General features: G+C 49.9%; 14 protein-coding genes. All 14 read left to right on the top strand.

The features are described 5' to 3' along the window. The first annotated feature begins 61 nt into the window (after positions 1-61). The 14 genes from RHOM_RS03000 (at position 62) to RHOM_RS03065 (ending at position 16,504) form a co-directional block, all read left to right on the top strand. Complete coding sequence (locus RHOM_RS03000) at positions 62-1,048, top strand: ABC transporter permease (protein ID WP_014078770.1); 987 nt, start codon at positions 62-64, stop codon at positions 1,046-1,048. Between the two features lie 15 nt (positions 1,049-1,063). Continuing rightward, a complete protein-coding gene (locus tag RHOM_RS16845) occupies positions 1,064-2,728 on the top strand; it encodes an ABC transporter permease (RefSeq protein ID WP_014078771.1) in 1,665 nt (554 codons plus the stop codon). Between the two features lie 9 nt (positions 2,729-2,737). Then, positions 2,738-3,916, top strand: coding sequence for an ABC transporter ATP-binding protein (locus RHOM_RS03010; RefSeq protein WP_014078772.1), 1,179 nt, complete (start codon positions 2,738-2,740; stop codon positions 3,914-3,916). Further along, the gene (locus RHOM_RS03015) at positions 3,906-4,913 is read left to right on the top strand and encodes an ABC transporter ATP-binding protein (RefSeq protein ID WP_014078773.1); all 1,008 of its coding nucleotides are present in this window, start codon (positions 3,906-3,908) and stop codon (positions 4,911-4,913) included. Before RHOM_RS03010 ends, RHOM_RS03015 begins: the two co-directional genes overlap by 11 nt. A 681-nt stretch (positions 4,914-5,594) precedes the next feature. Continuing rightward, the gene (locus RHOM_RS03020; RefSeq protein WP_081467947.1) at positions 5,595-6,314 is read left to right on the top strand and encodes a hypothetical protein; all 720 of its coding nucleotides are present in this window, start codon (positions 5,595-5,597) and stop codon (positions 6,312-6,314) included. A 189-nt stretch (positions 6,315-6,503) separates the two neighbouring features. Then, positions 6,504-7,721 (top strand): ABC transporter substrate-binding protein, encoded by a 1,218-nt coding sequence (locus RHOM_RS03025; protein ID WP_014078775.1) that lies wholly within the window; start codon positions 6,504-6,506, stop codon positions 7,719-7,721. Between the two features lie 176 nt (positions 7,722-7,897). Then, the gene (locus tag RHOM_RS03030; RefSeq protein ID WP_014078776.1) at positions 7,898-8,779 is read left to right on the top strand and encodes a branched-chain amino acid ABC transporter permease; all 882 of its coding nucleotides are present in this window, start codon (positions 7,898-7,900) and stop codon (positions 8,777-8,779) included. A gap of 19 nt (positions 8,780-8,798) precedes the next feature. Beyond that, positions 8,799-9,875, top strand: coding sequence for a branched-chain amino acid ABC transporter permease (locus RHOM_RS03035; RefSeq protein ID WP_044024799.1), 1,077 nt, complete (start codon positions 8,799-8,801; stop codon positions 9,873-9,875). A 2-nt stretch (positions 9,876-9,877) separates the two neighbouring features. Further along, positions 9,878-10,636 carry an ABC transporter ATP-binding protein gene (locus RHOM_RS03040; protein WP_014078778.1) on the top strand — a complete coding sequence of 253 codons (759 nt, stop codon included), beginning with the start codon at positions 9,878-9,880 and terminating at the stop codon, positions 10,634-10,636. A gap of 24 nt (positions 10,637-10,660) precedes the next feature. After that, the gene (locus tag RHOM_RS03045; protein ID WP_014078779.1) at positions 10,661-11,371 is read left to right on the top strand and encodes an ABC transporter ATP-binding protein; all 711 of its coding nucleotides are present in this window, start codon (positions 10,661-10,663) and stop codon (positions 11,369-11,371) included. A gap of 27 nt (positions 11,372-11,398) precedes the next feature. Continuing rightward, positions 11,399-12,022 carry a cytidylate kinase-like family protein gene (locus RHOM_RS03050; RefSeq protein WP_014078780.1) on the top strand — a complete coding sequence of 208 codons (624 nt, stop codon included), beginning with the start codon at positions 11,399-11,401 and terminating at the stop codon, positions 12,020-12,022. A 107-nt stretch (positions 12,023-12,129) separates the two neighbouring features. After that, on the top strand, positions 12,130-13,878 hold the full coding sequence (locus RHOM_RS03055) for a M3 family oligoendopeptidase (RefSeq protein ID WP_014078781.1): 1,749 nt from the start codon (positions 12,130-12,132) through the stop codon (positions 13,876-13,878). 13 nt (positions 13,879-13,891) lie between these two features. Beyond that, positions 13,892-15,022, top strand: coding sequence for an aldo/keto reductase (locus RHOM_RS03060; RefSeq protein ID WP_014078782.1), 1,131 nt, complete (start codon positions 13,892-13,894; stop codon positions 15,020-15,022). A 363-nt stretch (positions 15,023-15,385) separates the two neighbouring features. Continuing rightward, a complete protein-coding gene (locus RHOM_RS03065) occupies positions 15,386-16,504 on the top strand; it encodes a TRAP transporter substrate-binding protein (RefSeq protein ID WP_014078783.1) in 1,119 nt (372 codons plus the stop codon). Positions 16,505-16,534: the final 30 nt, after the last annotated feature.

Genomic DNA, 16,534 nt, shown 5'->3' on the forward strand with positions numbered 1-16,534 from the left:
CGTGACGCCTTTTTGCAAAATACCTTTAGCATCAGAAGCAGCGAGGAAAGGAAAAAGAATCATGAAGAAATTTGTTGTTAAGAGAGTATTGCTCTCGATTGTCATACTGTTCTTCGTCTCCATGATCATCTACGCGATCATGCGTTGCATGCCGTCGTCATTCGTGGAGCAGCAGGCACTGACATTGTCACAGAGACCGGGAGCAAAGAGTTATGACGAATGGGTGGCACAGTTAAATGCATCGTACGGTCTGGACACCGGTGTGATCCAGGGATATTTCCGCTGGGCAGCAAAAGCAATCCGCGGACAGTTCGGTGATTCCTGGTATTTTAACCAGCCGGTACTGACCAAATTCGCAAGCGTTATCTGGTATTCGTTTGCACTGTCACTGGCATCTTTTGTTCTGGAGATCATCATCGCAATTCCGGCAGGTATTGCCGCTGCGAGAAAGCAGTATTCTGCAACCGATTATACAATCACCGTTATTGCACTGGTCGGTATTTCTCTTCCGAGCTTTTTCGTTGCAACACTTTTAAAATGGGTCTTTTCCGTAAAGCTTGGCTGGTTCGACCTCTACGGTATTGTCGGACGTAACTTCCAGAGCCTTTCCTCCGGACGGCAGATTCTGGATATGGCATGGCATCTGGTACTTCCGGTAATTACACTGACGATCGTGAGCATCGGTTCCCTGATGCGTTACACCAGAACCAATATGCTTGAAGTGCTGAATGCGGATTACATCCGTACGGCGCGCGCGAAGGGACTGCCGGAGAAGCGTGTCATTCATTACCACGCATTCCGCAATATCTTAATCCCGATTATCACGCTGCTCGGCGGTACACTGCCGGGACTCTTCAGTGGTGCCATGGTAACAGAGACGCTGTTCCAGATCCCAGGTATCGGATATACTTCTTACCAGGCGGTATTACAGGGTGACATTCCGTTTGTTATGTTCTACATGCTGTTTTCCGCAGTGTTGATCTTACTTGGCAACCTGATTGCCGATATTTTATACGCAGTTGTGGACCCGCGTGTCCGCGTGAACTAGAAAGGAGGAGAGAACATGGAGAACGAGAAGAATAATATGAAGCTTGATGACGCGCAGCGTGTCCGCGTACTTTCCCCCGGAATGATGGTTGCAAAGCGGTTTTTCCGCAACAGACTGGCAATTGTAGGACTGGTTATCATTATCTGTATGTTCCTGTTTGCCTTTGTCGGAGGTGCAGTCAATCCGTATTCCCAGAGTGAGGTCTTTTACCGCACGGAAGAGATGAAGAAGGATTATGCCGGCGCGGCAAAAATTGATGAGTTTCAGGTGTTTGCAGCGGACGGTGTGGAGCTTCCGAGCGATGTGTATTCCAAGATGATCCTGGCCGTGACGAAAAATGCCCTGGTGTTCGAGACCAGAGATGGACAGACACTGGCACTTGGCAAAATTGATGACGACACATATCACATCTACGCGGCAGAGCAGCAGATGAATCCGCTGGCATTAAAGTCTGAGGAGCATGACGCTGCGGAGGCAGCCGGACAGAACCAGTTTACTTACAACGGCGTGGAGTATGTGTTTGATGCATCCGGTGTGAAAGAGACACTGTACACGACGACAGAGCTTGGTATTGCCTGCCGGAAGTCTGTGACAGCTTTTGATGAGGGCACAACATTTTCTTATGATTTTTACAGCAAGGTGCTGACTGCGATTGCAAACGGCGATAAGAACGTTGAGGCGGACGGCGTGAACTACACGGTTGAAAACGAGGGCAGCGCTGCCATGATTCATACGGCAGACGGTGCGGATTATGCTTATGTATCTGATATGAGCATGAATCCGGTTTCCAGTGGTATCGTGCTGACACCGGCGTTCAAGGAGGCAGCTGAGGCTGCAATGACTGCCGGGGAGAATTCCTTTGAGTATACGGACGAGCAGGGTGAGACCGACACCTATCTGATCAAGGATAAAAACGGTCAGTATACGATTCAGCGCTATCAGGAGACGCGTGTCATCGACAGTTATGCGGCACCATCTGCAAAGCATCTGTGCGGAACGGATGGCAACGGAATGGATCTTCTGGCGCGTCTGATGTACGGCGGACGAATTTCCCTTATGATCGGATTTGTCGTAGTTATCATTGAGCTTATCATTGGTATCATTGTAGGTGGTATCGCAGGATTTTTCGGCGGATGGGTGGACACACTCCTGATGCGTGTGGTTGATGTTGTTTACTGTATCCCGGCGATTCCGCTGTATCTGATCCTCGGTTCGATCATGGATTACTACAAGGCTTCGGCAAAGACACGTATCTACATGCTGTGTATTGTCATGAGTATCATCGGCTGGGTCAGCATTGCCCGTATTATCCGCGGACAGATCTTGTCCCTGCGAGAGCAGGAGTTCATGACGGCGGCAGAGGCAACCGGTATCCGCGTAAGCCGTAGGATTTTCAGACATCTGATCCCGAATGTTATCCCGCAGCTTGTCGTATTCGCAAGTATGGGAATCGGTGATGTCATTCTTGCCGAGTCCACATTGAGTTTCCTGGGTCTTGGTATCAAGTATCCGGCGGCTTCCTGGGGAAGTATCATCAATGCGGTCAACGACTCTTACGTTATGACGAACTATTTATTCGTGTGGGTTCCGGCAGGCGTCCTGATCCTGCTCACGGTACTTGCATATAACTTTATCGGTGATGGTCTGCGTGATGCATTCGATCCGAAGATGAAACGGTAGGTGACAGGAATGGCATTTAATAATAAGAAGAAAAACGCAAATTATATCTCCGCAAAAGAATCCCGCGCGATTGCGCGGGAGAACCGCAAGATTACGCAGGAGATCGAGAAAAAAAGAAACAGAAAGCATATTCCGGAGGAGGAATATGTGACAAAGATGAAGAATCCGGAGAACTGCGTTGAGTTCGACAACGTTCAGACTTATTTCTTCACGGACATCGGAACGGTCAAGTCTGTCGATGGTGTATCGTTTGATGTGCCGCAGGGCAAGACGGTCGGTATCGTAGGTGAGTCCGGCTGCGGAAAATCCGTGACAAGCCTTTCCCTGATGCAGCTGGTACAGCGCCCATCCGGTCAGACCGTGGGAGGAGAGATCCGCTTTAATACCGGCGATCATGTATACAATGTGGTCAACACGCCGACTTCTGTAATGCAGAAGCTGCGCGGCAACTACATGTCCATGATTTTCCAGGAGCCGATGACCTCCTTAAATCCGGTACTTCGTATCGGCGAGCAGGTGGATGAGGTCATTGCACTTCACAATCCGGATATGACAAAGGATGACGTCAAGACACGTACGATCCAGATGCTTGAGATGGTCGGCATTGCCAACAAGGAAGGCGTATACCGGATGTATCCGCACGAGCTTTCCGGCGGTATGCGCCAGCGAATCATGATCGCAATGGCGCTTGCATGTAATCCGCGTCTGATTATCGCCGATGAGCCTACAACAGCGCTCGATGTGACGATCCAGGCACAGATCCTCGATCTGCTCCGCGGACTGAAGGATAAGATCAACAGCTCCATCATGCTGATCACACACGATCTCGGTGTGGTTGCAGAGATGGCAGATTACGTGGTCGTTATGTATGCGGGACGTGTTGTGGAAAAAGGAACGGCACGCGAGATTTTCAAAGATCCGAGACACCCGTATACCATCGGACTGATGAAGTCAAAGCCGGTGGTCGGTAAATATACGGAGAAGCTTTACAGCATTCCGGGAAGCGTTCCGAACCCAATTGATATGCCGAACTACTGCTACTTTAAGGATCGCTGCGAGATGTGCGTAGACGGCTGTGAGGGAGCATATCCGGGAATGTACCAGATTTCCCCGACACATTTTGTAAGCTGCTACCGCTGTGCGGCGGAGGCAGTCGGCAAGGAAGGAGACACGAAGAATGAGCAATAACGAAGCAACAAAGACAACCAATCAGAGCGGCAATATTCTTGAAGTGTCTCATCTGAAAAAGTATTTCCCGATTAAGGGAGGGTTCTTCGGCGGTGCGACAGGCAGTGTGAAGGCGGTCGACGACGTGTCTTTTAACATTAAGCGCGGCACTACCATGGGACTTGTAGGAGAGTCCGGATGTGGAAAGTCCACGACCGGAAGAACGATCTTGCGTCTGATCGAGAAGACAGACGGCGAGATTCTCTTCAATGGCGAGGACATCAGCAAGTACGATAAGAAGCAGCTCCGCGATCTGCGCACAAAGATGCAGATCATTTTCCAGGATCCGTATTCATCCCTGTCTCCGCGTCTCCCGATCGGTGAGATCATCGGTGAGGCAGTGCGTGAGCATGGACTCGTGCCGAAGGAGCAGTTTGATGATTATATCACCAAGGTTATGAAGGACTGTGGATTACAGGAGTATCACAAGGATCGTTATCCGCACGAGTTTTCCGGCGGTCAGAGACAGAGAATCTGTATCGCGCGTGCGCTTGCGCTGAATCCGGAATTCATCGTGTGCGATGAGCCGGTATCTGCACTGGACGTGTCGATTCAGGCACAGATCATTAACCTGCTTCGCGATCTGCAGAAGGAGAGAGGACTGACCTATCTGTTTATCTCTCACGATCTGTCTGTCGTAGAGCATATTTCTGATACCGTGGGCGTTATGTACCTTGGCGGCATGGTAGAGTCCGGCGAGACGGCCGATATTTTCGGAAACCCGTTGCATCCGTACACGAAAGCGCTGTTTTCCGCGATTCCGATGCCGGATCCGGATGTCAGAAAGGAACGTATCCTTTTGAAGGGCGATATTCCTTCCCCGGCCAATCCGCCTGCAGGATGTAAGTTCCACACCCGCTGCAGTGAGTGCATGGAGATCTGTAAGCACGAGGAGCCGCAGGTCAAGGATGTTGGCAACGGACATAAGGTAAAATGTCATCTCTATGATGAAAAATAGACGGGAGGCTGCCGCTTCAGGCGGACAGCTGGCGTCGAAAGAGATGTACTAGGATAAAAGATCACATTTTTCGATTTCGCTGGAAGTGTAGATGGAACATTCGTTGAAAAAAATGCGTGCATTTCTTCCGGCTGAATGTTTGCATCAGATTCCGTGTCTCTTCCACGTTTGGACAATCCGACGGGTGCATGTCCGACACACCGGAGACAATGGGCGGACTTTCTGGTGTCCCTAATGGCACCTCTTCACAGACAATATAAAACCGCGCGAACCGAAACTCTTTGCCATCTGCTATTAAAAACATGGCAGATGGCAATTCAAACATCGGCTTCGCGCGGTTATGTTTTGCTCAGAGGTGCCATAAGGGACACACACAAAAGTCCTACAAATTGTCTTCCGGGATGCGGACATGACCCGCGGAGTGCTCCAAACTTGGAAAGACACGGATCATCGAAGATGCAGACATTCGGCTGGCTAGAAATGCCGCTTTTTTTGATCCGGATTTCCATCTACATTCCATCGAAATCGAGAGGTGTGATCTTTTTATCCTATTTACTTATCTATCCTGGGAGGCTGCCGCTTGAAGCGTCAGCCTCTTCGCTTGAAATTGGCTTGAAGATGACGGATGGGTTTTATATAATAAAGGGTAGAAATGTCAGATCGGGAGAAGGAGCGAGGGAAATGTTGTTTGACAGAGCTGCGAAAGGAAAGAAGTCAAAAGAGCTAAAAGGGGAGTTGAAGGATTTAAAAAAGAGTCTTCTGAATGCGGGGGGCGAGAAGGCGTATGTGAATGAGGCGCTGAGGGATTATCAGGCGGCGCTGGAACAGGGGGATACTCTGCGGGAACAGTATGAGGAGGCGAGAAGGCACCTCGCGCAGTCGAGGGCGGCGATTGAGCGTCTGTTGGAGTGCATGAAGGAAAGTCCGGTAAGTGAAGTCAAAAAGAGCCTGGACGAGCTGATGGGAGATCTGGACCAGGTCTATCATGATTGTTCCATCCGGGATGACGATCTCGATTTTCAGTCCACGATTCAGAGCTTAAAACAGATGGTAGCGGAGTATGAGGAGCACGCGGCGAAGGCGCAGACCGAGGCGGGGAGCAAGCTGGCAGCGATCATGCTTCGGAGTGAGCTTGAGAATGTGGCGGCGGTATTGAAGGATGCGACAGGCTGGGAGGAGCCGGATTTCTTCGCGCTTGCATATTATCTCGGACATGAGAACCGGGGATCCTTGCGGGAGATGGAGAATGCGCAGCGCAACAGCTATCTGGTGGATTACTGCGGCGAGCGTTTCTGGAACCGGTTTCTGGAACTGTGCCGCCGGGCAGAGGCGGAGCAGATGGTGCGTTTTATGACGCGCAAGTATATTTACAACACGGAAGAAAGCCCGTCAAACAGTTAAAAAATGCAGAAGAACGGACAATATAGCCGCCTGGAATACGCAATATAACCTATGGTTATTGAAAAAGACAAATTGCATAATCATACGATAAAATAAATCAAGAATTTGGTGTAATTTTAACATTGTGAATCATCTCTAATTTTGCTATTATTTCAGAAAAGATAAAGGCACTTGAGGGAGGACAATATTATGAAGAAAGCATTGAGTGTATTGTTGACAGCAGCGATGGCTGCAAGTATGATGGCAGGCTGTGGAAGCTCTTCCGACGGAGCAGCATCCGGTACGACCACAGATAACGGCGCAGCGGCAGGTACAGAGAGCGCAGGAGCCGCAGCGGCAGATGGCGCGGCATTTAAGATTGGCGGTATCGGACCGACTACCGGAGCAGCAGCGATCTACGGTACAGCAGTTATGAACGGAGCACAGATTGCTGTTGATGAGATTAACGCAGCGGGCGGTATCAACGGATATCAGATCGCATATAAGTTTGAGGATGACCAGCATGATGCCGAGAAATCCGTCAATGCTTACAACTCCTTAAAGGATTGGGGTATGCAGATGCTGATGGGTACCGTTACAACGACTCCCTGCGTGGCAGTTGTTGAGAAGACCGCAGAGGACGGCATGTATGAACTGACACCGTCCGCATCTTCCACGGATGTAATCGATAATGATAATGTATTTCAGGTATGCTTTACCGACCCGAACCAGGGTACTGCATCCGCACAGTATATCGGTGAGAACAAGCTGGCAGCCAAGGTTGCAGTGATCTACGACAGTTCCGATGTATATTCTTCCGGTATCGAGGCGAACTTCGTAAAAGAAGCCCAGAATCAGGGACTTGAAGTTGTTGCAGAAGAAGCGTTTACCGCAGATTCCAAGACAGACTTCTCCACACAGCTTCAGAAGGCACAGAGCGCAGGTGCAGAGCTTGTATTCCTTCCGATCTACTACACAGAGGCATCCATCATCTTGACACAGGCAGACAGCATGGGATATGCTCCGACATTCTTTGGATGCGACGGTCTGGACGGACTGCTTGGTGTTGAGAATTTTAACACAGAGCTGGCAGAGGGCGTAATGCTCTTGACACCGTTTGCAGCAGATGCAGATGATGAGAAGACACAGTCCTTTGTTACAAAGTACAAAGAAGCATATGGGGATACACCGAACCAGTTCGCAGCAGATGCTTACGATGCAATCTACATTATCAAAGCAGCGGCAGAGCAGGCAGGCGTGACACCGGATATGAGCGTGGCAGATATTGGCAGTGCACTTGAGGCGGCTATGGCAGAGATCAGCGTTGACGGTTTGACTGGTGATTCCATGACATGGCAGGCAACCGGCGAGGTCAGCAAGGCGCCGAAGGCAGTCGTAATCAAAGACGGTGCTTATTCAGCAATGTAATAGAGCAGGCAGGAAAGGCCAATAAAGAGGTTGGCGCGTTGGCGGGGGCGACTACCCGCCGGCGCGGAACCTCTTCTTTTTTCGGTTTTAAGTTGTATACAGGTATGTAACATGTTATAATAAGTGAAACTGCTGACGTTTTAACGTATTAAACAAGGAAAGACAGAGGTGTTGTTATGAATTTCTTATCCTATCTGATCAATGGAATCAGTCTGGGAAGCGTATATGCGATCATTGCACTCGGCTATACCATGGTATATGGTATTGCGAAAATGCTGAATTTTGCACATGGCGATGTCATTATGATCGGGTGCTATGTGGTGTTCCTTGCAATGAGCGGCCAGGGGATCAGCCCGCTTCCGGCGGTGGTTCTCTCCATCATCGTATGTACCGTTCTCGGAATTGTTGTTGAAAAAATTGCCTACAAGCCGCTGCGAAGAGCAACGCCGCTTGCCGTGCTCATCACAGCGATCGGTGTCAGCTATTTCCTGCAGAATGCGGCATTGCTGCTGTTTGGAGCGGATACGAAATCATTCAGTTCCGTTGTGTCCCTGCCTTCCTTAAAGCTGGCAGACGGCGCGTTGACCATTTCCGGCACAACCATTGTCACCGTGCTGGCATGCGTGGTGATTATGATCGCACTGATGATGTTCATTAAGAAGACGAAAGCCGGACAGGCAATGCTTGCGGTATCCGAGGATAAAGATGCGGCACAGCTCATGGGAGTCAATGTCAATGCGACGATTTCCCTGACCTTTGCCATCGGTTCCGGACTTGCGGCGATCGCAGGTGTGCTGTTCTGTTCCGCGTATCCGACGCTGACACCGTACACCGGTTCCATGCCGGGTATCAAAGCATTTACGGCTGCTGTTTTCGGCGGAATCGGATCGATCCCGGGAGCACTGATCGGCGGAATTCTCCTTGGAATTATTGAGATTCTGGGACGTGCCTACATATCCTCCCAGCTTTCGGATGCGATTGTATTTGCGGTTTTGATTGTTGTGCTTCTTGTAAAACCGACCGGAATTCTTGGAAAACAGATTCATGAGAAAGTATAATGCAAAAGGGAGAACAGCTATGGCAAAGTTAAATTTAAAAACGGTGAATAAAAAAACAAAAGACCAGCTGATCACCTTTGTGTTGGTGATTGCGGTATATATTGTGGTTCAGATCATGGTAGCTGCCGGAGCAATTTCTTCGCTGATGCAGGGACTGCTCGTTCCCATGTGCACCTACTCTATCGTGGCGATCGGTCTGAATCTGTGCGTGGGATACCTCGGAGAGCTGAGTATCGGTCATGCGGGCTTCATGTGTGTGGGAGCTTTTTCCAGTGCCTTCTGCACCAAGATGCTGGAAGGTGTGATCGGCAGCCAGATAGTGCTCTTTATCATTGCGCTGCTCGTGGGCACTGCGATGGCGGCATTCTTCGGATTTCTGATCGGCATTCCGGTCTTACGTCTGCGCGGCGATTATCTTGCGATTGTGACGCTGGCGTTTGGTGAGATCATCAAAAATATCATCAACGTTCTTTATATCGCAAAAGACGGAAGCGGATTCCACTTTGCAATCTCGAACGGAAACGCGATTGATCTCGCAGATGACGGTGTCTGGCTGATTAACGGTGCGAAGGGAATCGCAAAGATTCCGCATCTCTCCAGCTTTACAGCGGGCGTGATCTTAATTCTGATTTCTTTATTTGTTGTATACAATCTGGTCAATTCCAGAAGCGGCCGTGCGATCATGGCAATCCGTGATAACCGTATTGCGGCAGAGTCTGTCGGCATCAACATCACCAAGTTCAAGCTGATGGCATTCACGATCTCTGCGGCGATTGCGGGAGCGGGCGGCGTGCTCTATGCGCACAACCTTTCCACGGTTACGGCGACGCCGGCGAACTTCGGTTACAATATGTCCATCATGATTCTGGTATTCGTCGTACTTGGTGGTATGGGTAATTTCCGTGGTTCCATCATTGCAGCCGTTCTTTTGACCCTTCTTCCGGAGGTGTTAAGAGGACTGTCCGATTACCGTATGTTAATCTACTCGATCGTGCTGATCGTCATGATGCTTTTCAACTGGGCTCCGAAGTGCATTGAATGGAGACAGAAAATGGCACAGAAGTTCCGCAAAAACACAAAGAAGGAGGCAGTATAGTTATGGCAATGTTAGAGGTAAAGAATCTTGGCATCTCCTTCGGAGGACTTCGTGCGGTAGATGATTTTCATATTTCCATCGAGAAAGGACAGTTGTACGGTCTGATCGGACCGAACGGTGCCGGCAAGACGACGGTATTTAATATGCTTACCGGTGTGTATACGCCGGATGAGGGAACTATCAGCCTGGATGGTGCGGATATCACAGGAAAGAAAACGATCGACATCAACAAGGCAGGTATTGCGCGTACATTTCAGAACATCCGTCTGTTCAAGGATCAGAGCGTGCTTGACAATGTAAAGATCGGACTGCACAACCAGATGTCCTACTCGACGCTGACCGGAATCTTACGTCTGCCGAAATACCGCAAGGTTGAGGCGGAGATGGATGAGAAGGCAATGGAATTATTAAAAGTGTTTGATCTGGAGCGCGAGGCGGGTTTCCTGTCCTCCAATCTTCCATACGGAAAGCAGAGAAAGCTTGAGATTGCGCGTGCACTTGCAACGAATCCAAAGCTGCTGCTGCTCGACGAGCCGGCGGCAGGCATGAACCCGAACGAGACGAAAGAGCTGATGGAAACGATCCATTTTGTGCGGGATGAGTTCGATATGACAATCCTTCTGATCGAGCATGATATGAAACTGGTGTCCGGTATCTGTGAGAAGCTGACGGTGCTTAACTTCGGTCAGGTACTTGCGGAGGGCGCGACGGGTGATGTACTTCATGACCCGCAGGTAATCAAGGCATATCTTGGAGAATGACATGAGATAGATGGAGGAACGACTATGGCAATGTTGGAAGTAAAAAATCTGAAAGTACATTATGGTGTCATTCAGGCAATTAAGGGGATCTCGTTTGAAGTAAACGAAGGGGAAGTCATTGCGCTGATCGGAGCGAACGGTGCGGGGAAGACGACGACACTTCAGACGATAACGGGAATGTTAAAGCCATCCGAGGGTGAGATCCTTTTTGAGGGACAGGATATCGTGAAGGTGCCGGGACATAAGATCGTATCGATGGGAATGGCGCATGTGCCGGAGGGACGGCGCGTGTTCGCGGAACTTTCCGTCTACGAGAATCTGAAGCTGGGCGCTTATACCAGAAAAGACAAAAACGAGATTGCGGAATCGCTGGCAAAGGTTTACAAGAGTTTCCCACGTCTGGAAGAACGAAAAAACCAGCTTGCAGGAACGTTAAGCGGCGGCGAGCAGCAGATGCTTGCAATGGGGCGCGCCCTGATGTCCAAGCCGAAGATCATTCTGATGGATGAGCCGTCCATGGGACTTTCCCCGATTTTTGTGGAGGAGATTTTCCATATCATCCGGGAGATCTCAGCGAGCGGTACGACGGTTCTTCTGGTGGAGCAGAATGCGAAGAAAGCGCTTGCGATCGCAAACCGCGCGTATGTGCTTGAGACCGGAAATATTGTTCTCTCCGGTGACGCGAAGGAAATGATGAACAATGATTCTATTAAGAAGGCATATCTGGGAGAATAGACGGAAAATGCAGGGAGGTAGAATGGAATGAAAAAAACAGTCATTACCATTGCGAGAAGCTATGGAAGTGGTGGAAGAACACTGGGAAAGCTTTTGGCTGAGCAGCTTGGAATCAACTGCTATGACAGGGAAATTTTAAGAATGGCATCGGATGCCAGCGGCATCAACGAGGCACTTTTCGGACAGGCAGACGAGCGGTTGAAGCGGTCTCCGTTGTTTGGAATTTTGAAGAAAAATCCGTACAAGGGTGGTGTGATTCCGCCGGAGAATTCGGATTTTGTGTCCGATGATAACCTGTTCAATTATCAGGCGAAGGTCATCAAAGAGCTGGCAGCGCAGGAATCCTGCGTGATTATCGGCCGGTGTGCGGATTATTTACTCCGGGATGATCCGGATGTCATCAAACTGTATTTCTGTGCGCCGAAGAAGGACTGCGTCGCACGAGTGATGAACCAGAACGGCCTCTCGGAGAAGGAAGCGGAGAGACGGATTGAGAAAATCGACAAGTACCGCGCGGAATATTACCGCTATTATACCGGAAGAGACTGGAATGACGCCAGAAATTATAATTTCTGTCTGGACACGACGTCCATGAGCTATGAAAAGCTTGTGGAAGTGGTCACAAATTTTATTCAGATTTACCAGAAATAGAATCCATGCTATAATAAAAGTGTTCTGCCGCATGCAAGCGGTGGGACACTTTTTTCGCTTCACAGGAAAGGTGTCCTGGGAAGCAAAAACATTACAGGAGGGGAATAATGACAACAGAATGGTCGTTAGACGAACTTTATAAAGGATTTGATGATCCGGCATATGGAAAGGATGTGGCAGAGCTTACGGCGCAGATCGATGCGCTCGCCACACTGCTTGCAGATGCCGGAAGGATGCAGGAAAAGGAAAGGACAGAGAAGGTGCTTGCGGCGCAGAGCGGGATCGCACAGCTTTTCTATCAGTTATCGCTCTATGTGGAATTGAGACAGTCCGTCAATACAGAGGACGGCACAGTGATGGCAGAAAATGCGAAGCTGATGAAGCTTCAGGCAAAAATGGCACCGTTAGAGGCCGCGGCAGGAAAGCTTTTAGCGGGAATCCGGGACGTGGATGCGCTGGCAAAAGAGAGCGGGCTTGTGCGTGAGCATACATTTTACCTGAAAGAGAAGCAGAAAGAGGCAAAGCATCTGCTCAGCGATGAAGTGGAGGAGATGGCTGCCTCCATGAACATGAGCGGCGGCGCGGCGTGGTCGAAGCTGCAGTCCTATCTGACCTCCACGGTAAAAGTGGATTATCAGGGAAAGCAGATTACACTGTCGGAAGTAAGAAACTTAGCGTACAGCCCGGAGGCTTCCGTGCGCAAGAGCGCTTATGAGGCGGAGATTGCCGCTTATGAGAAGGTGGAGGATGCCATCGCGTTTTCCCTGAATTACATTAAGAACCAGGTGACGATGCTCAGCGAAAAGAGAGGCTATGCTTCACCACTTGCCATGACGTTAGAGCAGTCGCGCATGAAACGAGAGACTTTAGACGCTATGATGGCGGCGATCGACGAATACCTGCCGGTATTCCGCAAGTATCTGCGGAAAAAGGGCGGGATGCTCGGACATGTCAACGGCCTGCCGTGGTATGATCTGTTTGCACCGCTCGGCAAGGCAGATAAGACCTACAGCATTGAGGAGGCCAAGCAGTATCTTATTGATACATTCACAAAGCTGACACCGGAGATGGCAGATCTGATGCGGGAAGCGTTTGAGAACGAGTGGATCGATTTCTACCCGAGAAAAGGAAAAGAGGGCGGTGCTTTCTGCGCGGGAGCCATGTGGTTAAAACAGAGCCGGATTCTGACCAATTACGACGGTTATTTCGGATCGGTTGACACGCTTGCACATGAACTCGGACATGCATTCCACAACCGCCAGATCGAGAATCACGCACCGCTTAATCAGGACTACCCGATGCCGGTAGCCGAGACAGCATCAACCTTTAACGAGGTGCATCTCGGAAAGGCAGCCCGGGCAGAGGCATCCGGAGAGGAGCTTTTGAATCTGCTGGAGAACGACATCAAGGAGCAGACGCAGTGTATCGTGGACATTTACTCCCGCTATCTGTTTGAGACGGCAGTATTTGAACAGAGCCAGAATAAGTTCCTCATGGCGGACGATTTAAAGCAGATCATGCTGGACGCGCAGAAGAAGACGTACGGCGACGGGCTGGACCCGGAATGCATGCATCCGTATATGTGGGTGTGCAAGGGACATTATTACAGCGAGGGACTGAGCTTTTACAATTTCCCGTATGCTTTTGGCAATCTGTTTGCGCTTGGACTTTACAGCCAGTTTGAAAAAGAGGGGGAGGCTTTTATTGGGAAATATAAGGCAATGCTTTCGGCAACCCCGTGCTGCACGATCGAGGAGGCTGGCGCAATGATGGGAATCGACCTCACAAAGAAGGATTTCTGGAGAACGGGACTTTCTGAGATTGCGGAAGAGATTGAGCAGTTCTGCACGATGTAGAAGGAGATGTGTTATGGAAGATTTAAAACAGATCATGCCGAAGAAGCTTGGGTTTGGCTGTATGCGGCTGCCCGTTGCAAACGGCAATAGCGAAGAGATTGACGACGCGGTATTCTGCAGGATGATTGACCGCTATATGGAGCAGGGATTTGTCTATTTTGACACGGCATACCCTTACCACAATCAGAAGTCGGAGGAGGCAGTGCGTCGCTGTCTGGTGGAGCGTTATGACAGAGAGCGCTTCCTTCTCGCAGACAAGATGCCGGTGTGGCTGGTACAGAACATGGAGGACTACAGCGAGATCTTTGAGAGGCAGCTGGCGCGCTGCGGCGTGACTTATTTTGACTTTTATCTGTTTCACGCCATGAACAAGACACGGGTGGAAGAGACAGAGAAAACGGGCGGCTTTGCGTTTGTGCAGAGAATGAAGACGGAAGGGCGCATCCGCCATATCGGATTTTCGTTCCATGATACGGCAGAAGCGCTCGAGGAGATCCTGAAAAATCATCCGGAGATGGAATTTGTACAGCTTCAGATCAATTATTATGACTGGGAGTCGGAGAATGTGCAGTCCCGCAAATGCTATGAGGTTGCCCAAAAGTATGGTGTACCGGTGATCGTGATGGAGCCGGTAAAGGGCGGAACACTCGCCAACATGACCGGCAGACCGGCAGAGATCTTAAAGGAGCTTTCACCAGAGGCAAGCTTTGCATCTTACGCGATCCGCTATGCGGCATCACTGGAAAATGTGATGCTGGTGTTGAGCGGCATGTCGGACGAGCAGCAGCTCATCGACAACACGGCTTATATGAGGGAGTTCAGACCACTTGATGAGCGGGAGCGCGCAGCGATCGCCCGGGTGGTGGAGGAGCTTGCCGCCATGCCGACGATCGCCTGCACCAAGTGCCGCTACTGCGTGGAGGGATGTCCGAAAAAGATTCCGATCCCGGATGTCTTTGAGGATTACAACATGACCGTGCAGTTCGGGATCAATGAGACAAACCGCGGCAGTTACCGGCGGCATACCGCTGACGGTGGCAGTGCGGATGTCTGTATCCGCTGCGGCAAGTGTGAGGGACAATGTCCGCAGCATCTGCCGATCCGCGACCTGCTTGTGAAGGTGGCAGAGACATTTGCGGAGTAAATGGAGTTCTGTTCGTTTGGCTATGCAGGTTTGATGGAATAAAAAAGTTGAAAAAGGACAGGTGAAGGATGCCAGAGCAACAGGACGGGAATTATCAAAATAAACTGTAAGATATTTCCAAGATATTAGAGCCAGTCAATGTACTGGCTCTTTTTGTGCATTTCATCTGTATATCGTTAGAATTTCAGAAAGAAATAGAATATTTTGACCATATAAATATAAAAAAACTATTAAAATTGTTAAAAATGTGCTAAAGTTAATAAAAATGTACGGTTTTCATTGTGAGGATAGAACTTTATAATTAAGACATAAACAAAGCCGCCGGATGAAGCGCGGCGGGAGGAGAAGAAGGAGGATTTTTACATGAAGAAAAAAGTTTTATCCGCACTGTTATGTGCAGCAATGGTGGTTTCCATGACCGCCTGTGGACTGAAAGCGCCAGAGGCTGCCGACACGACGACAAGCCAGAACACAGATGCAGCGGCAGATGCAACGGCAGATGCAACGGATAGCGCAGCGGCAACCGAGGCCGGTGATTCCACAGGAACAGAGCCGGTCGGACCGGCAGTGACTCTGGTATACGCAGAGGTAAACCCGCTGGAGGGAACCATTGTAGGACAGACAGCAACCGCATTCAAAGAGAAGGTAGAAGAGCTTTCCGGCGGAAGTATTACGATTGATATTCAGGCAAACGGTGTTCTCGGTGCAGAGTCCGATGTACTCGACACCATGCTCGGCGGCGGCGGTACCATCGATATGGCACGTATTTCCGCATTCGCACTCACAAGCTACGGCGGAGAGAAATCCAGTCTCTTATCCGTACCGTTCACATTCGTAAGCCGCGATCATTTCTGGAACTTTGCAACCTCTGATCTGGCACAGGAGTTCCTGCTTGAGCCGCATGAGAACGGAACCGGTATCCGCGGACTGTTCTACGGCGAGGAAGGTTTCCGCCATTTCTTCACCGTCAATCCGATCGAGGGAATGGATGATCTGGCAGGCATGAAGATCCGTGTATCCAACGACCCGATCATGACAGGTATGGTGGAAGGACTTGGAGCAAACCCGACCGTTGTTGCCATGGGTGAGTTATATTCCGCATTACAGACCGGTGTGGTAGATGCAGCAGAACAGCCGATCGCAAACTATCAGGCAAATGCATTCCCGGAAGTAGCACCGAACATCATTCTTGATGGACATACCTTAGGAGCAATCCAGGTAGTTATCACAGACGAAGCATGGGATTCCCTGACACCGGAGCAGCAGGATGTGCTGACCGAGGCCGGCGAGTATGCTTCCCAGTACAACCGTCAGATCTCCCAGGAGACAGAGGATAAGATCCTTGAGGAGTTAAAGGCAGACGGCGTTAATGTTATTGAAGTAGACGATATCACACCGTGGCAGGATGCCTGCAAGGATGTCATCGAAGAGGCAACCAAGAATAACAAAGAGTTATATCAGCAGATCGTTGATATGCAGTAATCGACAGAAAGATTGACACTTATAGGTTTG

Origin of the sequence: Roseburia hominis A2-183 (genome assembly GCF_000225345.1) — a bacterium.
Taxonomy (GTDB): domain Bacteria; phylum Bacillota; class Clostridia; order Lachnospirales; family Lachnospiraceae; genus Roseburia; species Roseburia hominis.